Below are 18097 nucleotides of genomic sequence, written 5' to 3'. Positions count from 1 at the left end.
CTCGCGATCGGGGCTTTTTAAAGTTCAGGCTAGAGGGCAGCCGGACTTTCTTATTTCAGATGATTCGAAATGAGCTTGGTCATTTCAAACATCGAGACTTGCGCCTTGCCGCCGAAAACGGCTTTCAGCTTGTCGTCGGCGTTGATCATCTGGCGGTTGTCTGCAGCTTGCAGGTCCGCTTTCTTGATGTATTCCCAGACTTTCTTGGTCACTTCGGTGCGTGGCAGCGGCTTGTTGCCGACCACTGCAGCCAGCTCGGCCGATGGCGTCAGTTCTTTCATGAACGCGGCATTTGGCTTGCGCGCTGCAGCCGGTTTCTTTGCTGCTGCGGCTTTCGGCGCGGCTGCCTTTGCAGGAGCTGCTGCCTTCTTCGCTGCCGGCTTGGCTGCGGCTGCCGGCTTGGCGGCGGCCTTCTTTGCGGGCGCTGCTGGGGATTTCTTGGCTGTTGCCATCTTCGAGCCTCCTAATATGAGAAATTGCGCAATACATCGCACGGCTTATATTGGTGGCGTTTTACTGTTCCTGCAAGTCTTTTTCTAAATTTTTTCACTCTGACAAGCCTAAAAAACAGGGTTTATACGCAACTCGGCCTCATAGAGTGAAAAACCGCCCAAAAACAGGCATAAAAACGCCGCGCCGGGCAGATGCCGGGCGCGGCTTTCGGGGAGCGTGAACTGGCTCGGGAACGCCGAATACGGCCTTATCGCATCCCTGGCATCATGCCCTTCATTCCCCGCATCATCTTCATCAGGCCGCCGCCTTTCAGCTTCTTCATCATCGTCTGCATCTGGTCGTACTGCGTCAGCATGCGATTGACTTCCTGCACCTGCACGCCGGCGCCGGCGGCGATGCGGCGCTTGCGGTTGGCCTTGATCAGCTCCGGCTTGGCGCGCTCGAGCGGGGTCATCGAGTCGATGATGCCGACCATGCGCCGCACCTGTTTCTCGGCCTGGTCCATGTTGGCGTTACCCGCCGCCTGCTGGAACTGCGCCGGCAGTTTATCGAGCAGGCCTGCCATGCCGCCCATCTTCTTCATCTGCGACAGCTGCGCCTTGAAGTCGTTCATGTCGAAACGGCCGCCGACCTTGATCTTGTTGGCCAGGTCGGTCGCCGCCTTTTCGTCGACGCCCTTGCGGGCCTCTTCGACCAGCGCCAGGATGTCGCCCATGCCCAGCACGCGGTTGGCCATCCGGCTCGGGTCGAAGGCTTCCAGGCCGTCGAGCTTTTCCGACACGCCGGCGAACTTGATCGGCTTGCCGGTGACGTGGCGCACCGACAGGGCGGCGCCGCCGCGCGAGTCGCCATCGAGCTTGGTCAGCACGATGCCGGTCAGGGGCAGGGCGTCGTTGAAGGCTTTTGCCGTGTTGATCGCATCCTGGCCGAGCATGGCGTCGACCACGAACAGGGTTTCAATTGGTTTCACGGCGCCGTGCACGGCGGCGATTTCCTGCATCATCGCTTCGTCGATGCCGAGGCGGCCGGCGGTGTCGATGATCAGGACGTCGTGGTAGTGCTTCTTGGCCCAGTCGAGCGCGGCGAGGGCGATGTCGACCGGCTTGTCGGTAGCGTGCGACGGGAAGAAGTCGGCGCCGACCTGCTTGGTGACGGATTCCAGCTGCGCGATTGCGGCAGGGCGGTACACGTCGGCCGAGACGGTCAGGACCTTTTTCTTCTTCTGTTCCTTCAGATACTTGGCGAGCTTGCCGGTGGTGGTCGTTTTACCGACACCCTGCAAACCGGCCATCAGGATGATCGCAGGCGGCTGCTGGGCGAACGACAATTGCGTCGCTTCCGGTCCCAGGTCGGCGCCCATCAGGGCCGACAGCTCGCGCTGCACCACGCCGACCAGCGCCTGGCCGGGGCTGAGCGAGCCGACGACTTCTTCGCCCAGCGCTTTTTCCTTCACGTTGGCGATGAATGTGCGTACCGCCGGCAGCGCCACGTCGGCCTCGAGCAGGGCCAGGCGCACTTCGCGCAGCATCTCGGCGGTGTTCGCTTCGGTCAGACGCGCTTCGCCGCGCATCGTCTTGACGACCTTGGCTAGGCGTTGGGTAAGGTTATCTAGCATGTTCTACCTGACTATATAGGGGACGGCGTTCGACAATCCTCCATTTTACCCTGTGCACAGCCGGCCTGCCCATTAATGCGGCATGCGTAAGACGAATTTTTGGCCGTGCTATCTGAGCCGTATCAAAAGCCGGGTTTGCAATATCTGACACATTCTGGGTGCCCGCAGAGTTCTTTCCTTTTGGCATCGTTTTCGGTGCCTCCGCGGCGGCGGCATTTCCATTTTTGATGCGTGCAGAACGGAGAAGTGTATGCGTAACGTCATTGGCAACACCCTGGTCGCACTGGCCCTGCTGGCGGCGGCCGGCGCCCAGGCCCAGCAGCGGCCTGCCGACCCGGTGGTGCGGCTCGGGAACCTGAAGCTGGCGCATTTCGGCGCCGTCTCGTACATCAAGGAAATCGCACCGCGCTGCGGCATCCGGGTCGAAGAAAAAACCTTCGCCAAGGGGCTGGACGTGATGCAGGCGATTATCGCCGGCGAACTCGATGTCGGCGCCACCGCCTCCGAGGCGGCGATCTCGGGCCGCGCCGGCGGCGCACCGGTGCTGGTGGTGGCCGGTTTCGCGCGCGGAGGGGCGCGCCTGGTGGCGCGGCCTGGGTCCGATATCACCAGCGTCGCCGCGCTCAAGGGCAAGCGGGTGGGCGTCACGCGCGGGGCGATCCAGGAAGTGCTGCTGATGGCCCAGCTGGACAAGCACAAGCTGAGCTCCAGCGTCACGCCGGGCAAGGACGTGCAACTGGTGTATCTCTCCTATCCCGACCTGAACGGTGCGCTGCTGGGCAAGCAGATCGACGCCATGATGCAGTCCGAGCCACAGGCCTCGCAGGCGATCAACAAGGGTTTCGGGGTCGAGGTGCTGAAACCCTACGACACCGCGATCGGCGAGCCGGTACGCACCATGGTGATGACCGAAGCTTTCCATAACGGACGCCGCCCGGTCGCCGAGAAATTCATGCGCTGCTTCGTTGAGGCGACCCGGACCTTCATCGACAACAAGCCCCTGGCCGAGAAATACGTGCGCGAGGTGCTGTTCAAGGGCCAGATCAGCACCGACGACTTCCGCGACGCCATCGGCAACGCACCGTTTTCGTACGACGTGACGGCGGAGCACATCCAGGTCACGACCGACACGATGATGAAGACCGGCGTCGGGCGCATGCGCCAGCCGCCGCTGGCGCGCGACTGGGTGCGGACGGAATTGCTGGCGGCCGCCAAGAAAAGCCTGAACGTCACCACCAGCCACTAAAACGGAGCCGACCATGGAAAAAAGGAACTGGCGCAGGGAGTGGCAGGAGCGGGCCATCGGCATGGTGGTGCCGCTGCTGGCCATCGTCCTCTGGCAGGCGGCAGCGAGCGGCGGCCTGGTCAACCCGCAGGTGCTGCCGGCGCCCAGCGACGTCGGGCGCAAATGGCTGGAATACCTGCTGCCCCTGACGCCCTTCGCGGAGTACACGGATGGCGGCTGGTGGTCGTGGGCCTTCTCGGGCGAGCTGGTCGTCGACACCCTGACCAGCCTGTACCGGGTGGTGGTGGGCTTTGCCATCGGCGGCGCGCTGGCCCTGCCGCTCGGGCTGGCGATGGGCGCCAGCCCGGCCGTCTACGCCTGGATGAACCCGCTGGTGCAGATCCTGCGCCCGATCCCGCCGATCGCCTACATCCCGCTGGCGATCCTCTGGTTCGGGCTGGGCAACCCGCCGGCCGTGTTCCTGATCGCGCTCGGCGCCTTCTTCCCGGTGCTGATGAATACGATCGCCGGGGTGCGCCAGGTGGACGGCATCTACCTGCGCGCCTCGCGCAACCTGGGCGCCAGCCGCGGCACCATGTTCCTGCGCGTGATCCTGCCGGCCGCCGTGCCCTATATCCTGTCGGGCGTGCGCATTGGCATCGGCACCGCCTTCATCGTCGTCATCGTGTCCGAGATGATCGCGGTGAACAACGGCCTCGGTTTCCGCATCCTGGAGGCGCGCGAGTATTTTTGGTCCGACAAGATCATCGCCGGCATGATCACCATCGGCATGCTCGGTCTCGCCATCGACGTCGGCATGAACCGCCTGAACAACTACCTGCTGCGCTGGCACCGCGGCCTGGAGCACTGACATGAGCCCATCGACTGCTGCACACGCAGCCCACATCCGCATCAACGGCGTCGGCAAGGTGTTCGCCAGCGACGGCCGCCAGGTCGTGGCGCTGCAGGACATCGACCTCGACATCCCGCACGGCCAGTTCGTCTGCCTGCTCGGCCCCTCGGGCTGCGGCAAGTCGACCCTGCTCAACGCCGTGGCCGGCTTTTCCCTGCCCAGTTCCGGCCGCATCCTGGTCGACGGCGCCCAGGTCACCGGGCCCGGGCCCCAGCGCGGCATGGTGTTTCAGGAGTACGCGCTGTTTCCCTGGATGACGGTGGAGAAGAACATCGCCTTCGGGCTCGAGATCAAGCGCGTGCCGAAAGCCGAGATCGAGGCGACCGTCGAGCGCCTGCTGGCGATGCTCTCGCTGTCGGACTTCCGCACCCGCTACCCGAAAGACCTGTCCGGCGGCATGCGCCAGCGGGTGGCGATCGCGCGCGTGCTGGCGCTCGACTCGCCGATCATGCTGATGGACGAACCCTTCGGGGCGCTCGACGCGCTGACCCGGCGCAACCTGCAGGACGAGCTGCTGCGCATCTGGGCGGAACTGCAGAAAACCATCCTGTTCGTGACCCACAGCATCGAGGAGGCGATCTACCTGGCCGACCGCATCGTCGTCATGACCTACCGGCCGGGGACGGTCAAGCGCGACATGCTGGTCGAGCTGCCGCGCCTGCGCGACCCGGCTTCCCCGCAATTCAACGACCTCAAGCGCGAGCTGGGCCAGCTGGTCATGGAGGAGCAGCAGCGGCACCACAGCGACGAACTGCGCATGGCGGCCAGCGATTAGGAGCCTTGTCGGTCGCTCCAGGCAGCGGAAGGGGAGGGGCTGCCACCGCCGTTTGGCGATGGTGTAGACTGCCGCTATGCACAACACCCTCTTTTTTGCCGCGGCTTTCCTGTACGCGGCCTGCGCCCTGCTGCCCTCAGGCCGGGGCGCTGTCATTTCAGGCGTCACCGCGCTGGCCTGGGCGCTGCACGGCGCCGCCCTGTGGAGCGACGCCTTCGCCCCGGACAGCCTGCGCATCGGTTTCGCCATCATGCTCTCGGCCGCCCTGTGGGTCTCGGTGGCGGCCTACTGGATCGAAAACCGCAACTTCGCACTCGACGGCCTGCGCCGCATGGTGATGCCTTTCGCCTTCGGAGCGGCGCTGCTGCCGGTGCTGTTCCCGGGCACGCTGATGCCGTTGCATGGCCAGTCGAGCGCCTTCGGCTGGCACGTTGCGGTGGCGGTGCTGGCCTACAGCACGCTGACCATCGCCGCCTTCCACGCGGTGCTGATGGCGCTGCAGGAAACGCGGCTGCATGCGCGCACCGTCACCGCCGGCGGCGGCTGGCTGGGCGGCGCGCTCGACCAGCTGCCGGCGCTGCTGACGATGGAAAAGCTGCTGTTCCGCCTGATCGGGATCGGCTTCGTGCTGCTCACCCTGACCGTGCTGTCGGGCGTCGTGTTCTCCGAGCAGCTGTTCGACCGCGCCATGCGCTGGGACCACAAGAACGTGTTCGCGCTGCTGTCCTGGCTGCTGTTCGCGGCCCTGCTGGCCGGGCGCCGCTGGCGCGGCTGGCGCGGCAAGACGGCGCTGCGCTTCACGCTGGCCGGGTTTGCCACGCTGGCGCTGGCCTATGTCGGCAGCCGTTTCGTCCTTGAAGTCGTTTTGCAGCGGGGAGTCGCATGAGCCGTATCGTTTTCTGGGTGATCCTGATCGTCGTGGTCGGCTTTGCCATCCGCGCCAAGCTGCGCGATGCCGCGCGTCGCGCCGAGCAGCACGTGCCGCCGCCGCGGCCGCGCACGCAAAACGCTGCCGTCATCGAAGACATGACCAGCTGTGCGCATTGCGGCCTGCATTTCCCGGCCTCGGAAGCCGTGCGCGTCGAAGGGCAGGACTACTGCAGCGCCGCCCACGCCGCCAAGATCGGCAATTGAAGCCGCGCCTGCCCTTGTCCGGCCAGGCGCGCGCGACCTTCTGGCGTTCGCTGCAGGCGCTGACCGTCACCCGCATCGTCATCGCCCTGGTGCTGATCCTGTACCTCGCCTTCGACCTGCGCGGGGGGCAGGCCGCGTTTGCGTCCATCCTTGCGCCGGCCTACGCGCGCACCTGCTTCTTCTATCTCGGCGCGGCGGTCTGCTTCGCGGCGCTCACCAGCCTGTGGCGGCGGCGCTTCCTGGCCCAGCTGGCGACCCAGGTCGCGGTCGACCTGGCCGTCATCTCCCTGCTGTACCTGGCGGCCGGCGGCGTGCGCAGCGGCCTCGGCATCCTCTACCTGTTCCCGCTGGCCGGCGCGGCGATCCTGGCGCCGCTGGTGCTGGCGCTGTTCTCGGCCGCGATCGCGACCATCTTCATCCTGCTCCACGCGTTCTGGCAGACGGTCGTGGCGGGCGGCGAGCCCACCCTGATGCAGGGCGGGATGTACGGCATCGCCTTCTTTTCCGTGGTGTGGTTGGTCAACCGGCTGGCCGCGCGCCTGATCGGCCAGGAAGAGCTGGCCGCCCAGCGCGGCGCCGACCTGCAGGTGCAGCAGGCGATCAACGAGATCGTCGTGGCCGACGTCGGCGACGGCGTGCTGGTGGTCGGCGCCGACGGCGCCATCCATACCGCCAACCCGGCGGCGCGCCGCATGCTCGGCTTCGAGGGCGCGCCCCTGCTGCGCATGGACGAGCCGGGGCTGGAGCCGGTGGCCCAGGCCTTCGCGACCTGGATCGGCAGCGGCGCCTCCATGCCCGCCCCGGCGGCTGCGCCGGCGGCGCTGTCCGCGGTCCAGCCGGTGGCCGGCGAGGCCGGGCCGGATGCGGCGTACGTGATCCTGAAGCCGTTCCAGGAGGCGGCGGGCGAGGGCGCCCCGCGTGCGCGGCGCGAGCAGCCGGCCCACCTCAAACTGCGTTTCGCGCGCATCCGGATCGAGGGGCAGTACGCTTCTCCCGGGCGCAGCGTCGTCTTCCTGCAGGACGTGAGCGCGATCGAAAACCAGGCGCAGCAGCTGAAACTGGCCTCGATGGGACGCCTCACCGCCAGCATCGCGCACGAGGTCAGGAATCCGCTGTCGGCGATCGGCCATGCCACGGCGCTGCTGGCCGAAGACCTGCACGGCAAGGCCGAGGTGCGGCTGTTGAAAATCATCGGCGACAACGTGGCGCGCGTGAACCGCATGGTCGAGGACATCCTGCAGCTGTCGCGCAAGGCCCAGCCGTATTCCGAACCGCTGCTGCTGGCCCCTTTTCTCGCCGAGCTGAAGGCGGAATTCTGCGAAACCCAGGACCTGGCCGATGATATAGTGTGGCTCGGTGGCGCCGGCGCCATCGAGGTGCGCTTCGACGCCCTGCACCTGCGCGAAGTGCTGGTCAACCTGCTCGGCAATGCGATCCGCTATGCCAGCCGCCGGCCGGGCAGCATCCGCATCTGGCCCGAGCTGGACGCCTTCGGCACGCTGGAGCTGCACGTGCAGGACGACGGCCCCGGCATCACGCCCGAGGTGCGCGCCCACCTGTTCGAGCCGTTCTACACGACCTCGAGCAAGGGCACCGGACTGGGACTGTACCTGGCGCGCGAGCTGTGCCTGAACAACGGGGCGAAGCTCGACTACGAATCCCGTCTCGATGCAGGTTCGGCTTCGGGCGAGCGCCGCGCGAGCGGGCGTTTCGTCATCACCTTCGCCCAGGCGTCAGCGTCCGGCGCCGCACGCTAGTTTTTTGGACGGAAAGGCAGTCATGAGTTCTCCCCGCATCCTTGTCGTCGACGACGAACCCGACCTGCGCGACCTGCTCGAGATCACCCTCGTCAAGATGGGACTCGACGTCGATTGCGCGGCGACCCTGCGCGAAGCGCGCCGGCTGGTCGAGGACAACGCCTATGCGCTGGTGCTGACCGACATGCGCCTGCCCGACGGCCTGGGGCTGGAACTGGTGCGCGAAGTGTCCGGCAGTTCGAAGACCCCGATCGCCGTCATCACCGCCTTCGGCAGCGCCGAAAACGCGGTGGTGGCGCTCAAGGCCGGTGCCTTCGACTACGTCTCGAAGCCCGTGGTGCTCGACGAGCTGCGCGTGATGGTGCGCTCGGCCCTGAAATTATCGGAAAAGGCAGCGGGAACGGCGCCGGACGGGGAGGGCACGGGCTCGCGCCTGATCGGCGCCTCACAAGCGATGCAGTCGCTGCGCGCCCAGATCGCGCGCCTGGCGCGTTCGATGGCGCCGATTGCGATCAGCGGCGAATCCGGCGCCGGCAAGGAACTGGCGGCGCGCGAGATCCACGCCCAGAGTTCGCGCGCCGCAAAGCCGTTCGTCGCCGTGAACTGCGGCGCGATCCCCGAGAACCTGATGGAATCCGAGTTCTTCGGCCACCGCAAGGGCGCCTTTACCGGCGCCGGCGAGGAGCGCGAGGGCTTCTTCCAGGCTGCCAACGGCGGCACCCTGATGCTCGACGAAGTGGCGGATCTGCCGCTGGCGATGCAAGTCAAACTGCTGCGCGCGATCCAGGAGCGGCGCGTGCGCAAGATCGGCGCCACGGTGGAAGAACCGGTGGACGTGCGCATCATCAGCGCGACCCACAAGGACCTGGCGAAATGCGTCGAGACTGGCGTCTTCCGCCAGGACTTGTTCTACCGCCTGAACGTGATCGAGCTGACGCTGCCGCCGCTGCGCGAGCGGCTCGACGATCTGCCGGTGCTGGCGAATGCCATCCTCGCTCGCCTGGCCGGCCCCGGCGGCGCGTCGCTCGGGCCGGGCGTGCTCGACGCCCTGCGTGCGTATTCCTTCCCCGGCAACGTGCGCGAGCTGGAAAACGTGCTGGAACGGGCGCTGGCCTTTGCCGACGGCGGCGTGATCGGGGTCGAGGACCTGTCGCTGAAGGCTGCGCGGCCGGCCGCGCAATCGGCCGACACTGTGCGCCCCGAACCCGTGCCGGTGGTGGCGACGCCGCCGTCGCCGGCATTGCCGGTCTCGACGCCGGCTGCCGCTCCCGTGGCCCAGGAAGCGCCGGGACTGGGTCCGGCTTCCCTGCCGAGCAACCTGCCGGCCTACCTGGAGCAGGTCGAGCGCGACATCATCGGGCGCGCGCTGGCCCAGACCCAGTTCAACCGCACCAGGACCGCCGCCCTGCTGGGCCTGAGCGTGCGCCAGTTGCGCTACCAGATGCAAAAACTCGATATCCAGGCACCGGAGAACTGACATGCCCAAATTGCTACGCTATGCCGCCCTGGCGATCGCGCTGCTCGCCGCCGTCATGTGGATGAAGCACGAGAAGCAGGCCGAGGCCTGCCGCAAGGCCGGCGGCAGCTGGGACGGCGCGTCGAAGGCCTGCGTGCAGGTGGAGCCGGAGCCGGCCGCCGATGAGCGGTCGCGGTCGCGCTGACCGGACGCCGGCCTGCGAACCGGGCCATCGCATGCTTCGGTTTGCGCTGCAACAATGTCAAATATTGTCAAAAAGCGTTGCCTTTTCGCCAGTGCAAAATGGTGCGTGCTGCACCATGTTTAAGCACGTGCACGAGCCGCTGAACAAGCTTTGAGCAGCAGGTTAGTGACCACTTACCGGGCGCGGCGCATTCGATGTCCAGCGTGGCAAAGTCAAGAGTCCGGCGCGTAAAAAACACCCGAATTTGAAAATTTAATCACTTGCGGCTTGCGCGGACCAAGTACTACAATTAGTCCATTGTCAAACCACGGCACTATATCTAGTGGTAGCAGACTCAAGTATCAAAGACCTGATGTGTAGCAGGGGCAACAATCAAGCGTTTCCTTGGCCTTGCAGCGTCCTTGCTTCATATTTGCTTCAAGCAATTTAAATCCTTCGGCAGCAGCGTTGTCCAGCCTGGTCATCCCGGGCTGGCCGGGGTTCGTTTTGCCGACTGTTTTTTTGTAAATAATGGCTGCCCGCGCATGCGGGTGATCGACCAATGTAGGCGGCAGCCCGACTGCCCATCCTGGAGGCCCAATGCAGACATCTCAAGACATTTCCATCCACCCGCACGCGGCCCCAGGTACGCCAACCGGCGGCAATAGCGCCGCCGAGATCGCCGCCCGCGCCGACTACCGCATCCTGCGCCGCAACGGCGCCGTGGTGCCGTTCGAGCCGAACAAGATTTCGGTCGCGATGACCAAGGCCTTCCTGGCGGTCGCCGGCGGCCAGGGCGCGGTGTCGGCCCGCATTCGCGAGCTGGTGGAAGAGCTGACCAACAACGTGGTCGCCGCCCTGATGCGCCGCCAGCCGAACGGCGGCACCTTCCACATCGAAGATGTGCAGGACCAGGTGGAACTGTCCCTGATGCGCTCGGGCGAGCACGATGTCGCACGCGCCTACGTGCTGTACCGCGCCAAGCAGATGGAAGAGCGCCGCGCCGCCAAGGAAGCCGCCGGCGCGTCGACCGTGCAGGCCCCGCAGATCCACGTGATCGACGGCGGCGAGCGCAAGCCGCTCGACATCAACGATGTGCACGCCCTGGTGAACGCTGCCTGCGCCGGCCTGGAAAAGCACGTCGACGCCGATGCGATCGTCGCCGAAACGCTGCGCAACCTGTACGACGGCGTGCCGGTCGAGGAACTGCACAAGTCGGCCATCCTGGCCGCGCGCGCGCTGATGGAAACGGATCCGGCCTATAGCCAGGTCACCGCCCGCATCCTGCTGCACACGATTCGCAAGGAAGTCTTCGGCAAGGAAGTGCCGCAAGCGAAGGCCGCCGCCGAATACGTCACCTATTTCCCGCAGTACGTCGCCAAGGGCATCGAGAACGAACTGCTCGACGCCGAACTGGGCAACTACGACCTCGAGCGCCTGGCGAAGGCCATCGTTGCCGACCGCGACCTGCAGTTCGGCTACATCGGCCTGCAGACCCTGTACGACCGCTACTTCCTGCACGTGCGCGAGACCCGCATCGAAATGCCGCAGGCCTTCTACATGCGCGTCGCGATGGGCCTGGCCCTGCGCGAAACCGACCGCGAAGAGCGCGCCATCGAGTTCTACAACCTGCTGTCGTCGTTCGACTTCATGAGCTCGACCCCGACCCTGTTCAACTCGGGCACCCGCCGCTCGCAGCTGTCCTCGTGCTACCTTACGACGGTCGGCGACGACCTGGAAGGCATCTACGACGCCATCAAGGAAAACGCACTGCTGTCGAAGTTCGCCGGCGGCCTCGGTAACGACTGGACCCCGGTGCGCGCGCTCGGCTCGCGCATCAAGGGCACCAACGGCAAGTCGCAGGGCGTGGTTCCGTTCCTGAAAGTGGTCAACGACACCGCCGTCGCCGTGAACCAGGGCGGCAAGCGCAAGGGCGCGGTCTGCGCCTACCTGGAAACCTGGCACATGGACATCGAGGAATTCCTCGACCTGCGCAAGAACACCGGCGACGACCGTCGCCGCACCCACGACATGAACACGGCGAACTGGATTCCCGACCTGTTCATGAAGCGCGTGATGGAAAAGGGCCACTGGACCCTGTTCACCCCGAGCGAAACGCCTGACCTGCACGACCTGGTGGGTAAAGCCTTCGAGCAGGCCTACCTGGCCTACGAGGCGAAGGCCGAGCGCGGCGAAATCCGCGTGTTCAAAAAGATCGAAGCGCTCGACCTGTGGCGCAAGATGCTGTCGATGCTGTTCGAGACCGGCCACCCATGGATCACCTTCAAGGACCCATGCAACATCCGTTCGCCGCAGCAGCACATCGGCGTCGTGCACTCGTCGAACCTGTGCACCGAGATCACCCTGAACACCAGCGCCGACGAAATCGCGGTCTGCAACCTGGGCTCGATCAACCTGCCGCAGCACATGAAGGGCGATGGCCTGGATCACGTGAAGCTGCAGAAGACGATCCGCACCGCGATGCGCATGCTCGACAACGTCATCGACATCAACTACTACGCCGTGGAAAAGGCGCGCAACTCGAACCTGCGCCACCGCCCGGTCGGCATGGGCATCATGGGTCACCAGGACTGCCTGCACATGATGCGCGTGCCGTTCGCCTCGGATAAAGCCGTGGAGTTCGCCGACAAGTCGATGGAAGCCGTCTGCTACTTCGCCTACCTCGCCTCGACCGAGCTGGCCGAAGAGCGCGGCCGCTACGAGTCGTATGAAGGTTCGCTGTGGGACCGCGGCATCCTGCCGCAGGACTCGATCAAGCTGCTGGCCGAAGAACGCGGCGGCTACCTCGAGCAGGACACGAGCGAGTCGATGGACTGGACCGTGGTGCGCGAGCGCATCAAAGCTTTCGGCATGCGTAACTCGAACTGCGTGGCGATCGCCCCGACCGCGACGATCTCGAACATCATCGGCGTGTCGGCCTGCATCGAGCCGACCTTCCAGAACCTGTACGTGAAGTCGAACCTGTCGGGCGAATTCACCGAGATCAATTCGTACCTGGTGCGCGACCTGAAGGCGCGCGACCTGTGGGACGAAGTCATGATCGCCGACCTGAAGTACTTCGACGGTTCGCTGTCCAAGATCGACCGCGTGCCGCAAGACCTGCGCGACATCTACGCGACGGCCTTCGAAGTCGAGCCGAAGTGGCTGGTGGAACAGGCATCGCGCCGCCAGAAGTGGATCGACCAGGCGCAGTCGCTGAACATCTACATGGCCGGCGCCTCGGGCAAGAAGCTCGACGAAACCTACAAGCTGGCCTGGCTGCGCGGCCTGAAGACGACCTACTACCTGCGCACCATCGCGGCGACGCACATGGAGAAGTCGACCAGCCGTACCGGCGCACTGAACGCTGTGCCGGTCTCGGGCGGCCTGGTGGGCCACGCGGCGCCAGCGGCGGCACCTGCTGCTCCGGAAGCAGACGGCGCGGCCTGCTACCTGCGTCCGGGCGATGCCGGGTTCGACGAGTGCGAAGCTTGCCAATAAGTTTTAATCATTGAATGCACGCCCGGCCTTCGCGCCGGGCGCTGCCGCCACAGAATAGAAAAGAAGGAACCATCATGTTGTCATGGGACGATGAACCAACCAGCGCGCAAGGCGTACCAACTGCGCGCGCACCACTGCCTGCCGGCGCCGCCGCGTCGGAAGGCGCCAGCGCCGCCGAGGTCGCCAAGCGCGTCAACGCCGACGACAAGCGCATCATCAACGGCAAGACCGACGTCAACCAGCTGGTGCCGTTCAAGTACAAGTGGGCCTGGGACAAGTACCTGGCCGGCTGCGCGAACCACTGGATGCCGCAAGAAGTGAACATGCAGCGCGACATCGAGCTGTGGAAGAGCCCGAACGGCCTGTCGGAAGACGAGCGCCGCCTGGTCAAGCGCAACCTCGGCTTCTTCGTCACCGCCGACTCGCTGGCCGCCAACAACATCGTGCTGGGCACCTACCGCCACATCACGGCGCCGGAATGCCGCCAGTACCTGCTGCGCCAGGCTTTCGAAGAGGCAATCCACACCCACGCCTACCAGTACATCGTCGAGTCGCTGGGCCTGGACGAGAAGGAAATCTTCAACGCCTACAACGAGATCGCGTCGATCCACGACAAGGACCAGTTCCTGATCCCGTACATCAACGTCCTGACCGATCCTGACTTCAAGACCGGTACGCTCGAAGCGGACCAGACGCTGCTGAAATCGATCATCGTCTTCGCCTGCATGATGGAAGGCCTGTTCTTCTACGTCGGCTTCACCCAGATCCTGGCGCTCGGCCGCCAGAACAAGATGACCGGCGCCGCCGAGCAGTACCAGTACATCCTGCGCGACGAGTCGATGCACGTGAACTTCGGCATCGACCTGATCAACACGATCAAGATGGAAAACCCGCTGCTGTGGACCCCGGCCTTCCGCGAGGAGATCAAGGCCCTGTTCCTGGAAGCCGTGGAACTCGAATACCGCTACGCCGAAGACACGATGCCGCGCGGCGTGCTGGGCCTGAACGCGACCATGTTCAAGGGTTACCTGCGCTTCATCGCGAATCGCCGCGCCGTGCAGATCGGCCTCGATCCGCTGTTCCCGAACGAAGAGAATCCGTTCCCGTGGATGAGCGAGATGATCGACCTGAAGAAGGAGCGCAACTTCTTCGAGACGCGCGTGACCGAGTACCAGACCGGTGGGGCGCTGAACTGGGATTGATGGGCTTATAGTGCTGCTGGGCTTGCAAAGTAGGTAGCACGTCTATATCAACGAAAATGTTCCCGCTGCAAGTTCAAAACTTGCAAGCTTCGGGAAATTACGCCAAAAAACAAAAACGGACCTAGGTTCCTAGGCCTAGGTCCGTTCTGTACCGTTGGGCAAGGTGGCTCAACGGGGGTGTCCTAACTAGGGTACTAGTGAGAAACGTGAGGTCTTTCACTATACCTTAGAAGCTCACTCTTAGTCCACCACCTGGATTGGAGGTGATCTATGTGCGTCGTATAAACGCAAAGCCAGCCCCGCAAGGTTTTCGCTGGGTCTGCTGTAGGTTTCGCAAAGTGCGCGGTTCTTCACAACGTGTTCTTGATGCGCATGAATACGGCTACGAAGCATGGTGCTTTTTAGTGCCAACTAAGTAATTGGCCATGTGAGGAGCATGCTGCTCCTCACTACTACACTTAAGGTATAGATATGACAGCAAGGAAAAACAATCATCATGTTGTCCCGCATAACGATGGCTGGGCAGTACGCCGGGAAAATTCTGACCGTGTGTCGGGCACTTTCTCGACACAACGTGAGGCAATTGAGAGGGCTCGTACAATCTCTCAAAACCAGCATACAGAACTGTATATTCATCGTCCCAACGGTCAGATCCGTGAACGAGATAGCCACGGTAACGATCCCAGTCCACCAAAAGGTTAAATGGCACTGAAGATCAAAAATCAATTTTGAGAGGAGCGGGGACAGTCAGCAGGCAGTCTTGCGATCTTGAGATCTTGCAAAGCTATCTGGGCGACCCAGAACTCGCTGAAGTGGGATTGATTCTGCAAGCCGTGACCTGAAGAGGTAGCGAACCACGAAGAACCCGGCGAGCAATTGCTGGGTTTTTTTATGTCATATTTGACGGTGCCCCTGATGTCTTTCGGCCGTCCTCAAACGCTGATTTACGCTCCAAGTGATCCCGATCAAGTGCCTTCGCAGGCACGGGGCGTCGCGAAATGGTCCAATAGGGCGTTTTAACCGTGCGCGGGTTGCGCACTGACAAGGTTTTCGTGTACTTTACGTGATTGAATTTGTCAAAACATGAACATGTCAGTTTTTGCATGTTCGGGGGCAAACTAAACCGATCGAATTCATGGGACGCTGATTCCATCAGTATGCACAAACGCCAAGCGAAAAGAACAAGCCGCACTGCCTGATCTTCTTCAGGCAAGGCGGCTTTTTCTTTTCGTGCCTGCAAAGGTAGCGATGTGAAAACGCAACTGAAACAGTGGGGGAGTGTCCCGACGTCGTTGGCTGAAGCGCTGCAATCGTGAGGAGTTGCAGCAGTTCAGCTGGTGCCGGATTCATGGGCAGTGACCGATTGGTTTATGCCGATGAATGATTCGCCTGACTTCAGGGTCGGCCGGATTTCAACCTTGTAGCGTATTTTCTCATCGCAGAGAAGGAGAACGAAAATGGCAACAGCCGCTAAGAAACCAGCAGCAAAACCGGCAGCCAAGGCTGCCGCCAAACCGGCCGCCAAGGCCGCCGCAGAAAAACCAGCTGCCAAGCAGGCTGTCGCCGCCAAGCCGGCCGCCAAAGCCGCAGCGAAGACGCCGGCAAAAGCCGCAGCGAAGACGCCGGCAAAAGCCGCTGCCAAGCCGGCGGCGAAAGCTGCAGCGAAGCCAGCGGCAAAGGCCGCAGCGAAGCCGGCAGCCAAGCCAGCCGCCAAAGCTGCAGCAAAACCAGCAGCCAAGCCAGCCGCGAAGAAGGCCGCTGCCGCCAAGCCGGTAGCGAAAGCCGCAGCGACCAAGTCGGCCGCCAAGGCATCAGCGAAGACTGCAGCCAAGGCACCGGCGAAGGCCGCAGCCAAAGCACCAGCGAAGACCGCAGCCAAGGCACCGGCAAAGACCGCAGCCAAGGCACCAGCGAAGACCGCTACTAAAGCACCAGCGAAGACCGCAGCTAAAGCACCTGCGAAGACTGCAGCCAAGGCACCAGCGAAGACTGCGGCCAAGGCACCAGCCAAGAGCGCAGCCAAGGCACCTGCGAAGACTGCTGCCAAGACACCGGCAAAAGCCGCAGCTAAAGCACCAGCGAAGACCGCTGCCAAGGCACCAGCGAAGACCGCTGCCAAGGCACCGGCAAAAGCCGCAGCTAAAGCACCAGCGAAGACCGCTGCCAAGGCACCGGCAAAGACCGCCGCTAAAGCACCGGCAAAAACCGCAGCTAAGGCACCAGCGAAGACTGCAGCCAAGGCACCAGCAAAGGCCGCAGCTAAAGCACCAGCCAAGACTGCAGCCAAGGCACCAGCGAAGACCGCAGCCAAGGCACCGGCAAAGGCCGCAGCTAAGGCACCAGCGAAGACCGCAGCGAAGGCACCAGCGAAGAGCGCAGCCAAGGCACCAGCGAAGACCGCAGCCAAGGCACCAGCAAAGACCGCAGCCAAGGCACCGGCAAAGACTGCGGCCAAGGCACCAGCGAAGACCGCAGCCAAGGCACCAGCGAAGACCGCAGCCAAGGCACCGGCAAAGACCGCGGCTAAAGCACCAGCAAAGACCGCAGCCAAGGCACCAGCGAAGACTGCAGCTAAAGCACCAGCGAAGACCGCAGCCAAGACCGCAGCCAAGGCACCAGCGAAGCAGGCAGCGACCAAGACCGCAGCACAGGCTCCGGCCAAGGCCGCAGCAACCAAGCCTGCAGCCAAGGCAGCCACCAAGCCGGCAGCCAAGCCAGCCGTGACGGAAGCGCCGAAAGCAGCAGCCAAGCCAGCAGCCAAGGCAGCGACCAAGCCAGCCGCCAAGCCGGCAGCCAAGCCAGCCGCCACGAAAGCCGAAGCCAAGCCGGAACCGAAGACCGAGATGAAGGCCGAAGCCAAGCCGGAAGCCAAAGCCGAAGCGAAGCCGGAAGCGGCTGCCAAGGCCGAGGCCAAGCCGGAAGCGGCAGCCAAGGCGGAAGCCAAGCCTGAGGCGTCCGCCAAGGCCGAAGCCAAGCCGGAAGCTGCGGCCAAGCCGGCCGCCAAGAAATCGGCAGCCAAGAAGCCGGCCGCCAAGGCAGAGGCCAAGCCGTCGGCGCAGCCGGCCGCCCAGGCAGGCGCGGAAGCCAAGCCGGCCGCACCGGCTCCAGCCGCGAAGACCACGCTGTCGCCGGCCGCCGCCTGGCCGTTCCCGACCAGCAGCCGTCCGTAATAGCAGGACAAGCCCGCTTAGGGCAAAATACCGCTGTGTGAACCGTTCACACAGCGGTTTTTTATTTCAAGGAGTCCTCGTGCTGCCCATTCTTCAGTTGATCGTCGATACCGCTGCCACCGTATTGGGTGCGGTGCTGCTTCTGCGTTTCTGGATGCAGGCCATCCGCGTTCGTCCTCCCTCGTCGGTGGCACAGTTCACGTTCACGCTGAGCGATTGGCTGGTCAAGCCGCTGCGCCGCATCGTGCCGGGCGCGGGCGGCTACGACTGGGCGAGTCTGATCGCCGCCTTCGTCGTGGTGCTGCTGGCCACCTCGATCTACCTGCTTGCGGGAGCGACAGGCGAGCAGGTGTTCCTGTTCGCGCTCGGCCGCTTCGTCAAGTGGATCATCTACGGTTTCGTGGCGCTGCTGATCATCGAGGCCATCTTCAGCTGGGTCAATCCGCACGCGCCGCTGGCGCCCTTCGTGCACGCGCTGAACGATCCTCTGCTACGGCCGATCCGCCGCGTGGTGCCGCCGATCGGCGGGCTGGATTTGTCGGTGCTGGTGGCGGTGCTGCTGCTGCAGATCGTGCTGTACCTGGTGAGGATGGTGATACCGGGGCCGTATTGAGCGGTCCAGGCGGGATGTGAAAATGGGCAGCGTGGGCTGCCCATTTTTTTGGCTTCGCTTGATGTGCGCAACGCGTGGAGTTATTCAAGCCGGGGGCTT

16 protein-coding genes are annotated in these 18097 nt (G+C 64.0%); 13 read left to right on the top strand and 3 right to left on the bottom strand.

The genetic code is table 11. The features are described from left to right. Positions 1-50 precede the first annotated feature (50 nt). Together ACWCIA_RS10705 and ffh are read right to left on the bottom strand one after the other, a co-directional pair. Positions 51-452: an SWIB/MDM2 domain-containing protein gene (locus ACWCIA_RS10705; RefSeq protein WP_136221207.1), complete on the bottom strand. Its 402-nt coding sequence runs from the start codon at positions 450-452 to the stop codon at positions 51-53. A 248-nt stretch (positions 453-700) separates the two neighbouring features. Next, positions 701-2068 (bottom strand): signal recognition particle protein, encoded by a 1368-nt coding sequence (ffh, locus tag ACWCIA_RS10700; RefSeq protein ID WP_454163104.1) that lies wholly within the window; start codon positions 2066-2068, stop codon positions 701-703. 250 nt (positions 2069-2318) lie between these two features. On the opposite strand from ffh, the gene ACWCIA_RS10695 reads away from it, so the two are divergent. The 11 genes from ACWCIA_RS10695 (at position 2319) to ACWCIA_RS10645 (ending at position 14917) form a co-directional block, all read left to right on the top strand. Beyond that, positions 2319-3314, top strand: coding sequence for an ABC transporter substrate-binding protein (locus ACWCIA_RS10695; protein ID WP_454163102.1), 996 nt, complete (start codon positions 2319-2321; stop codon positions 3312-3314). Between the two features lie 13 nt (positions 3315-3327). Continuing rightward, positions 3328-4164, top strand: coding sequence for an ABC transporter permease (locus ACWCIA_RS10690; protein ID WP_454163100.1), 837 nt, complete (start codon positions 3328-3330; stop codon positions 4162-4164). Position 4165: 1 nt separating this feature from the next. Next, positions 4166-4981: an ABC transporter ATP-binding protein gene (locus ACWCIA_RS10685; RefSeq protein ID WP_454163098.1), complete on the top strand. Its 816-nt coding sequence runs from the start codon at positions 4166-4168 to the stop codon at positions 4979-4981. A 76-nt stretch (positions 4982-5057) separates the two neighbouring features. Beyond that, a complete protein-coding gene (locus ACWCIA_RS10680; protein ID WP_454163096.1) occupies positions 5058-5867 on the top strand; it encodes a cytochrome C assembly family protein in 810 nt (269 codons plus the stop codon). Continuing rightward, positions 5864-6115 carry a PP0621 family protein gene (locus tag ACWCIA_RS10675; RefSeq protein WP_454163094.1) on the top strand — a complete coding sequence of 84 codons (252 nt, stop codon included), beginning with the start codon at positions 5864-5866 and terminating at the stop codon, positions 6113-6115. The genes ACWCIA_RS10680 and ACWCIA_RS10675 overlap by 4 nt, the downstream gene beginning before the upstream one ends. After that, positions 6112-7872 (top strand): sensor histidine kinase, encoded by a 1761-nt coding sequence (locus ACWCIA_RS10670; RefSeq protein ID WP_454163092.1) that lies wholly within the window; start codon positions 6112-6114, stop codon positions 7870-7872. The genes ACWCIA_RS10675 and ACWCIA_RS10670 overlap by 4 nt, the downstream gene beginning before the upstream one ends. A 22-nt stretch (positions 7873-7894) precedes the next feature. After that, positions 7895-9349: a sigma 54-interacting transcriptional regulator gene (locus ACWCIA_RS10665; RefSeq protein ID WP_454163091.1), complete on the top strand. Its 1455-nt coding sequence runs from the start codon at positions 7895-7897 to the stop codon at positions 9347-9349. A 1-nt stretch (position 9350) separates the two neighbouring features. After that, complete coding sequence (locus ACWCIA_RS10660) at positions 9351-9533, top strand: hypothetical protein (RefSeq protein WP_454163089.1); 183 nt, start codon at positions 9351-9353, stop codon at positions 9531-9533. 579 nt (positions 9534-10112) lie between these two features. Continuing rightward, positions 10113-13013 carry a ribonucleoside-diphosphate reductase subunit alpha gene (locus ACWCIA_RS10655; protein WP_454163087.1) on the top strand — a complete coding sequence of 967 codons (2901 nt, stop codon included), beginning with the start codon at positions 10113-10115 and terminating at the stop codon, positions 13011-13013. Between the two features lie 74 nt (positions 13014-13087). Further along, positions 13088-14215 carry a ribonucleotide-diphosphate reductase subunit beta gene (locus ACWCIA_RS10650; protein ID WP_454163086.1) on the top strand — a complete coding sequence of 376 codons (1128 nt, stop codon included), beginning with the start codon at positions 13088-13090 and terminating at the stop codon, positions 14213-14215. Between the two features lie 471 nt (positions 14216-14686). Beyond that, positions 14687-14917: a DUF2188 domain-containing protein gene (locus tag ACWCIA_RS10645; RefSeq protein ID WP_454163084.1), complete on the top strand. Its 231-nt coding sequence runs from the start codon at positions 14687-14689 to the stop codon at positions 14915-14917. Positions 14918-15545: 628 nt separating this feature from the next. Here ACWCIA_RS10645 and ACWCIA_RS10640 read toward each other — a convergent pair. Next, positions 15546-16814 carry a hypothetical protein gene (locus tag ACWCIA_RS10640; protein WP_454163082.1) on the bottom strand — a complete coding sequence of 423 codons (1269 nt, stop codon included), beginning with the start codon at positions 16812-16814 and terminating at the stop codon, positions 15546-15548. 121 nt (positions 16815-16935) lie between these two features. Between ACWCIA_RS10640 and ACWCIA_RS10635 the strand changes: the two genes are divergently transcribed. After that, positions 16936-17385: a histone gene (locus ACWCIA_RS10635; protein WP_454163080.1), complete on the top strand. Its 450-nt coding sequence runs from the start codon at positions 16936-16938 to the stop codon at positions 17383-17385. A gap of 79 nt (positions 17386-17464) precedes the next feature. Next, complete coding sequence (locus ACWCIA_RS10630; protein WP_454163078.1) at positions 17465-17998, top strand: YggT family protein; 534 nt, start codon at positions 17465-17467, stop codon at positions 17996-17998. The last annotated feature ends 99 nt before the right edge of the window (positions 17999-18097 follow it).

Source organism: Massilia sp. SYSU DXS3249 (assembly GCF_053668055.1).
The sequence above is the reverse complement of the archived record's forward strand: the minus strand, read 5'-3'. Positions and strand labels throughout refer to the sequence as shown.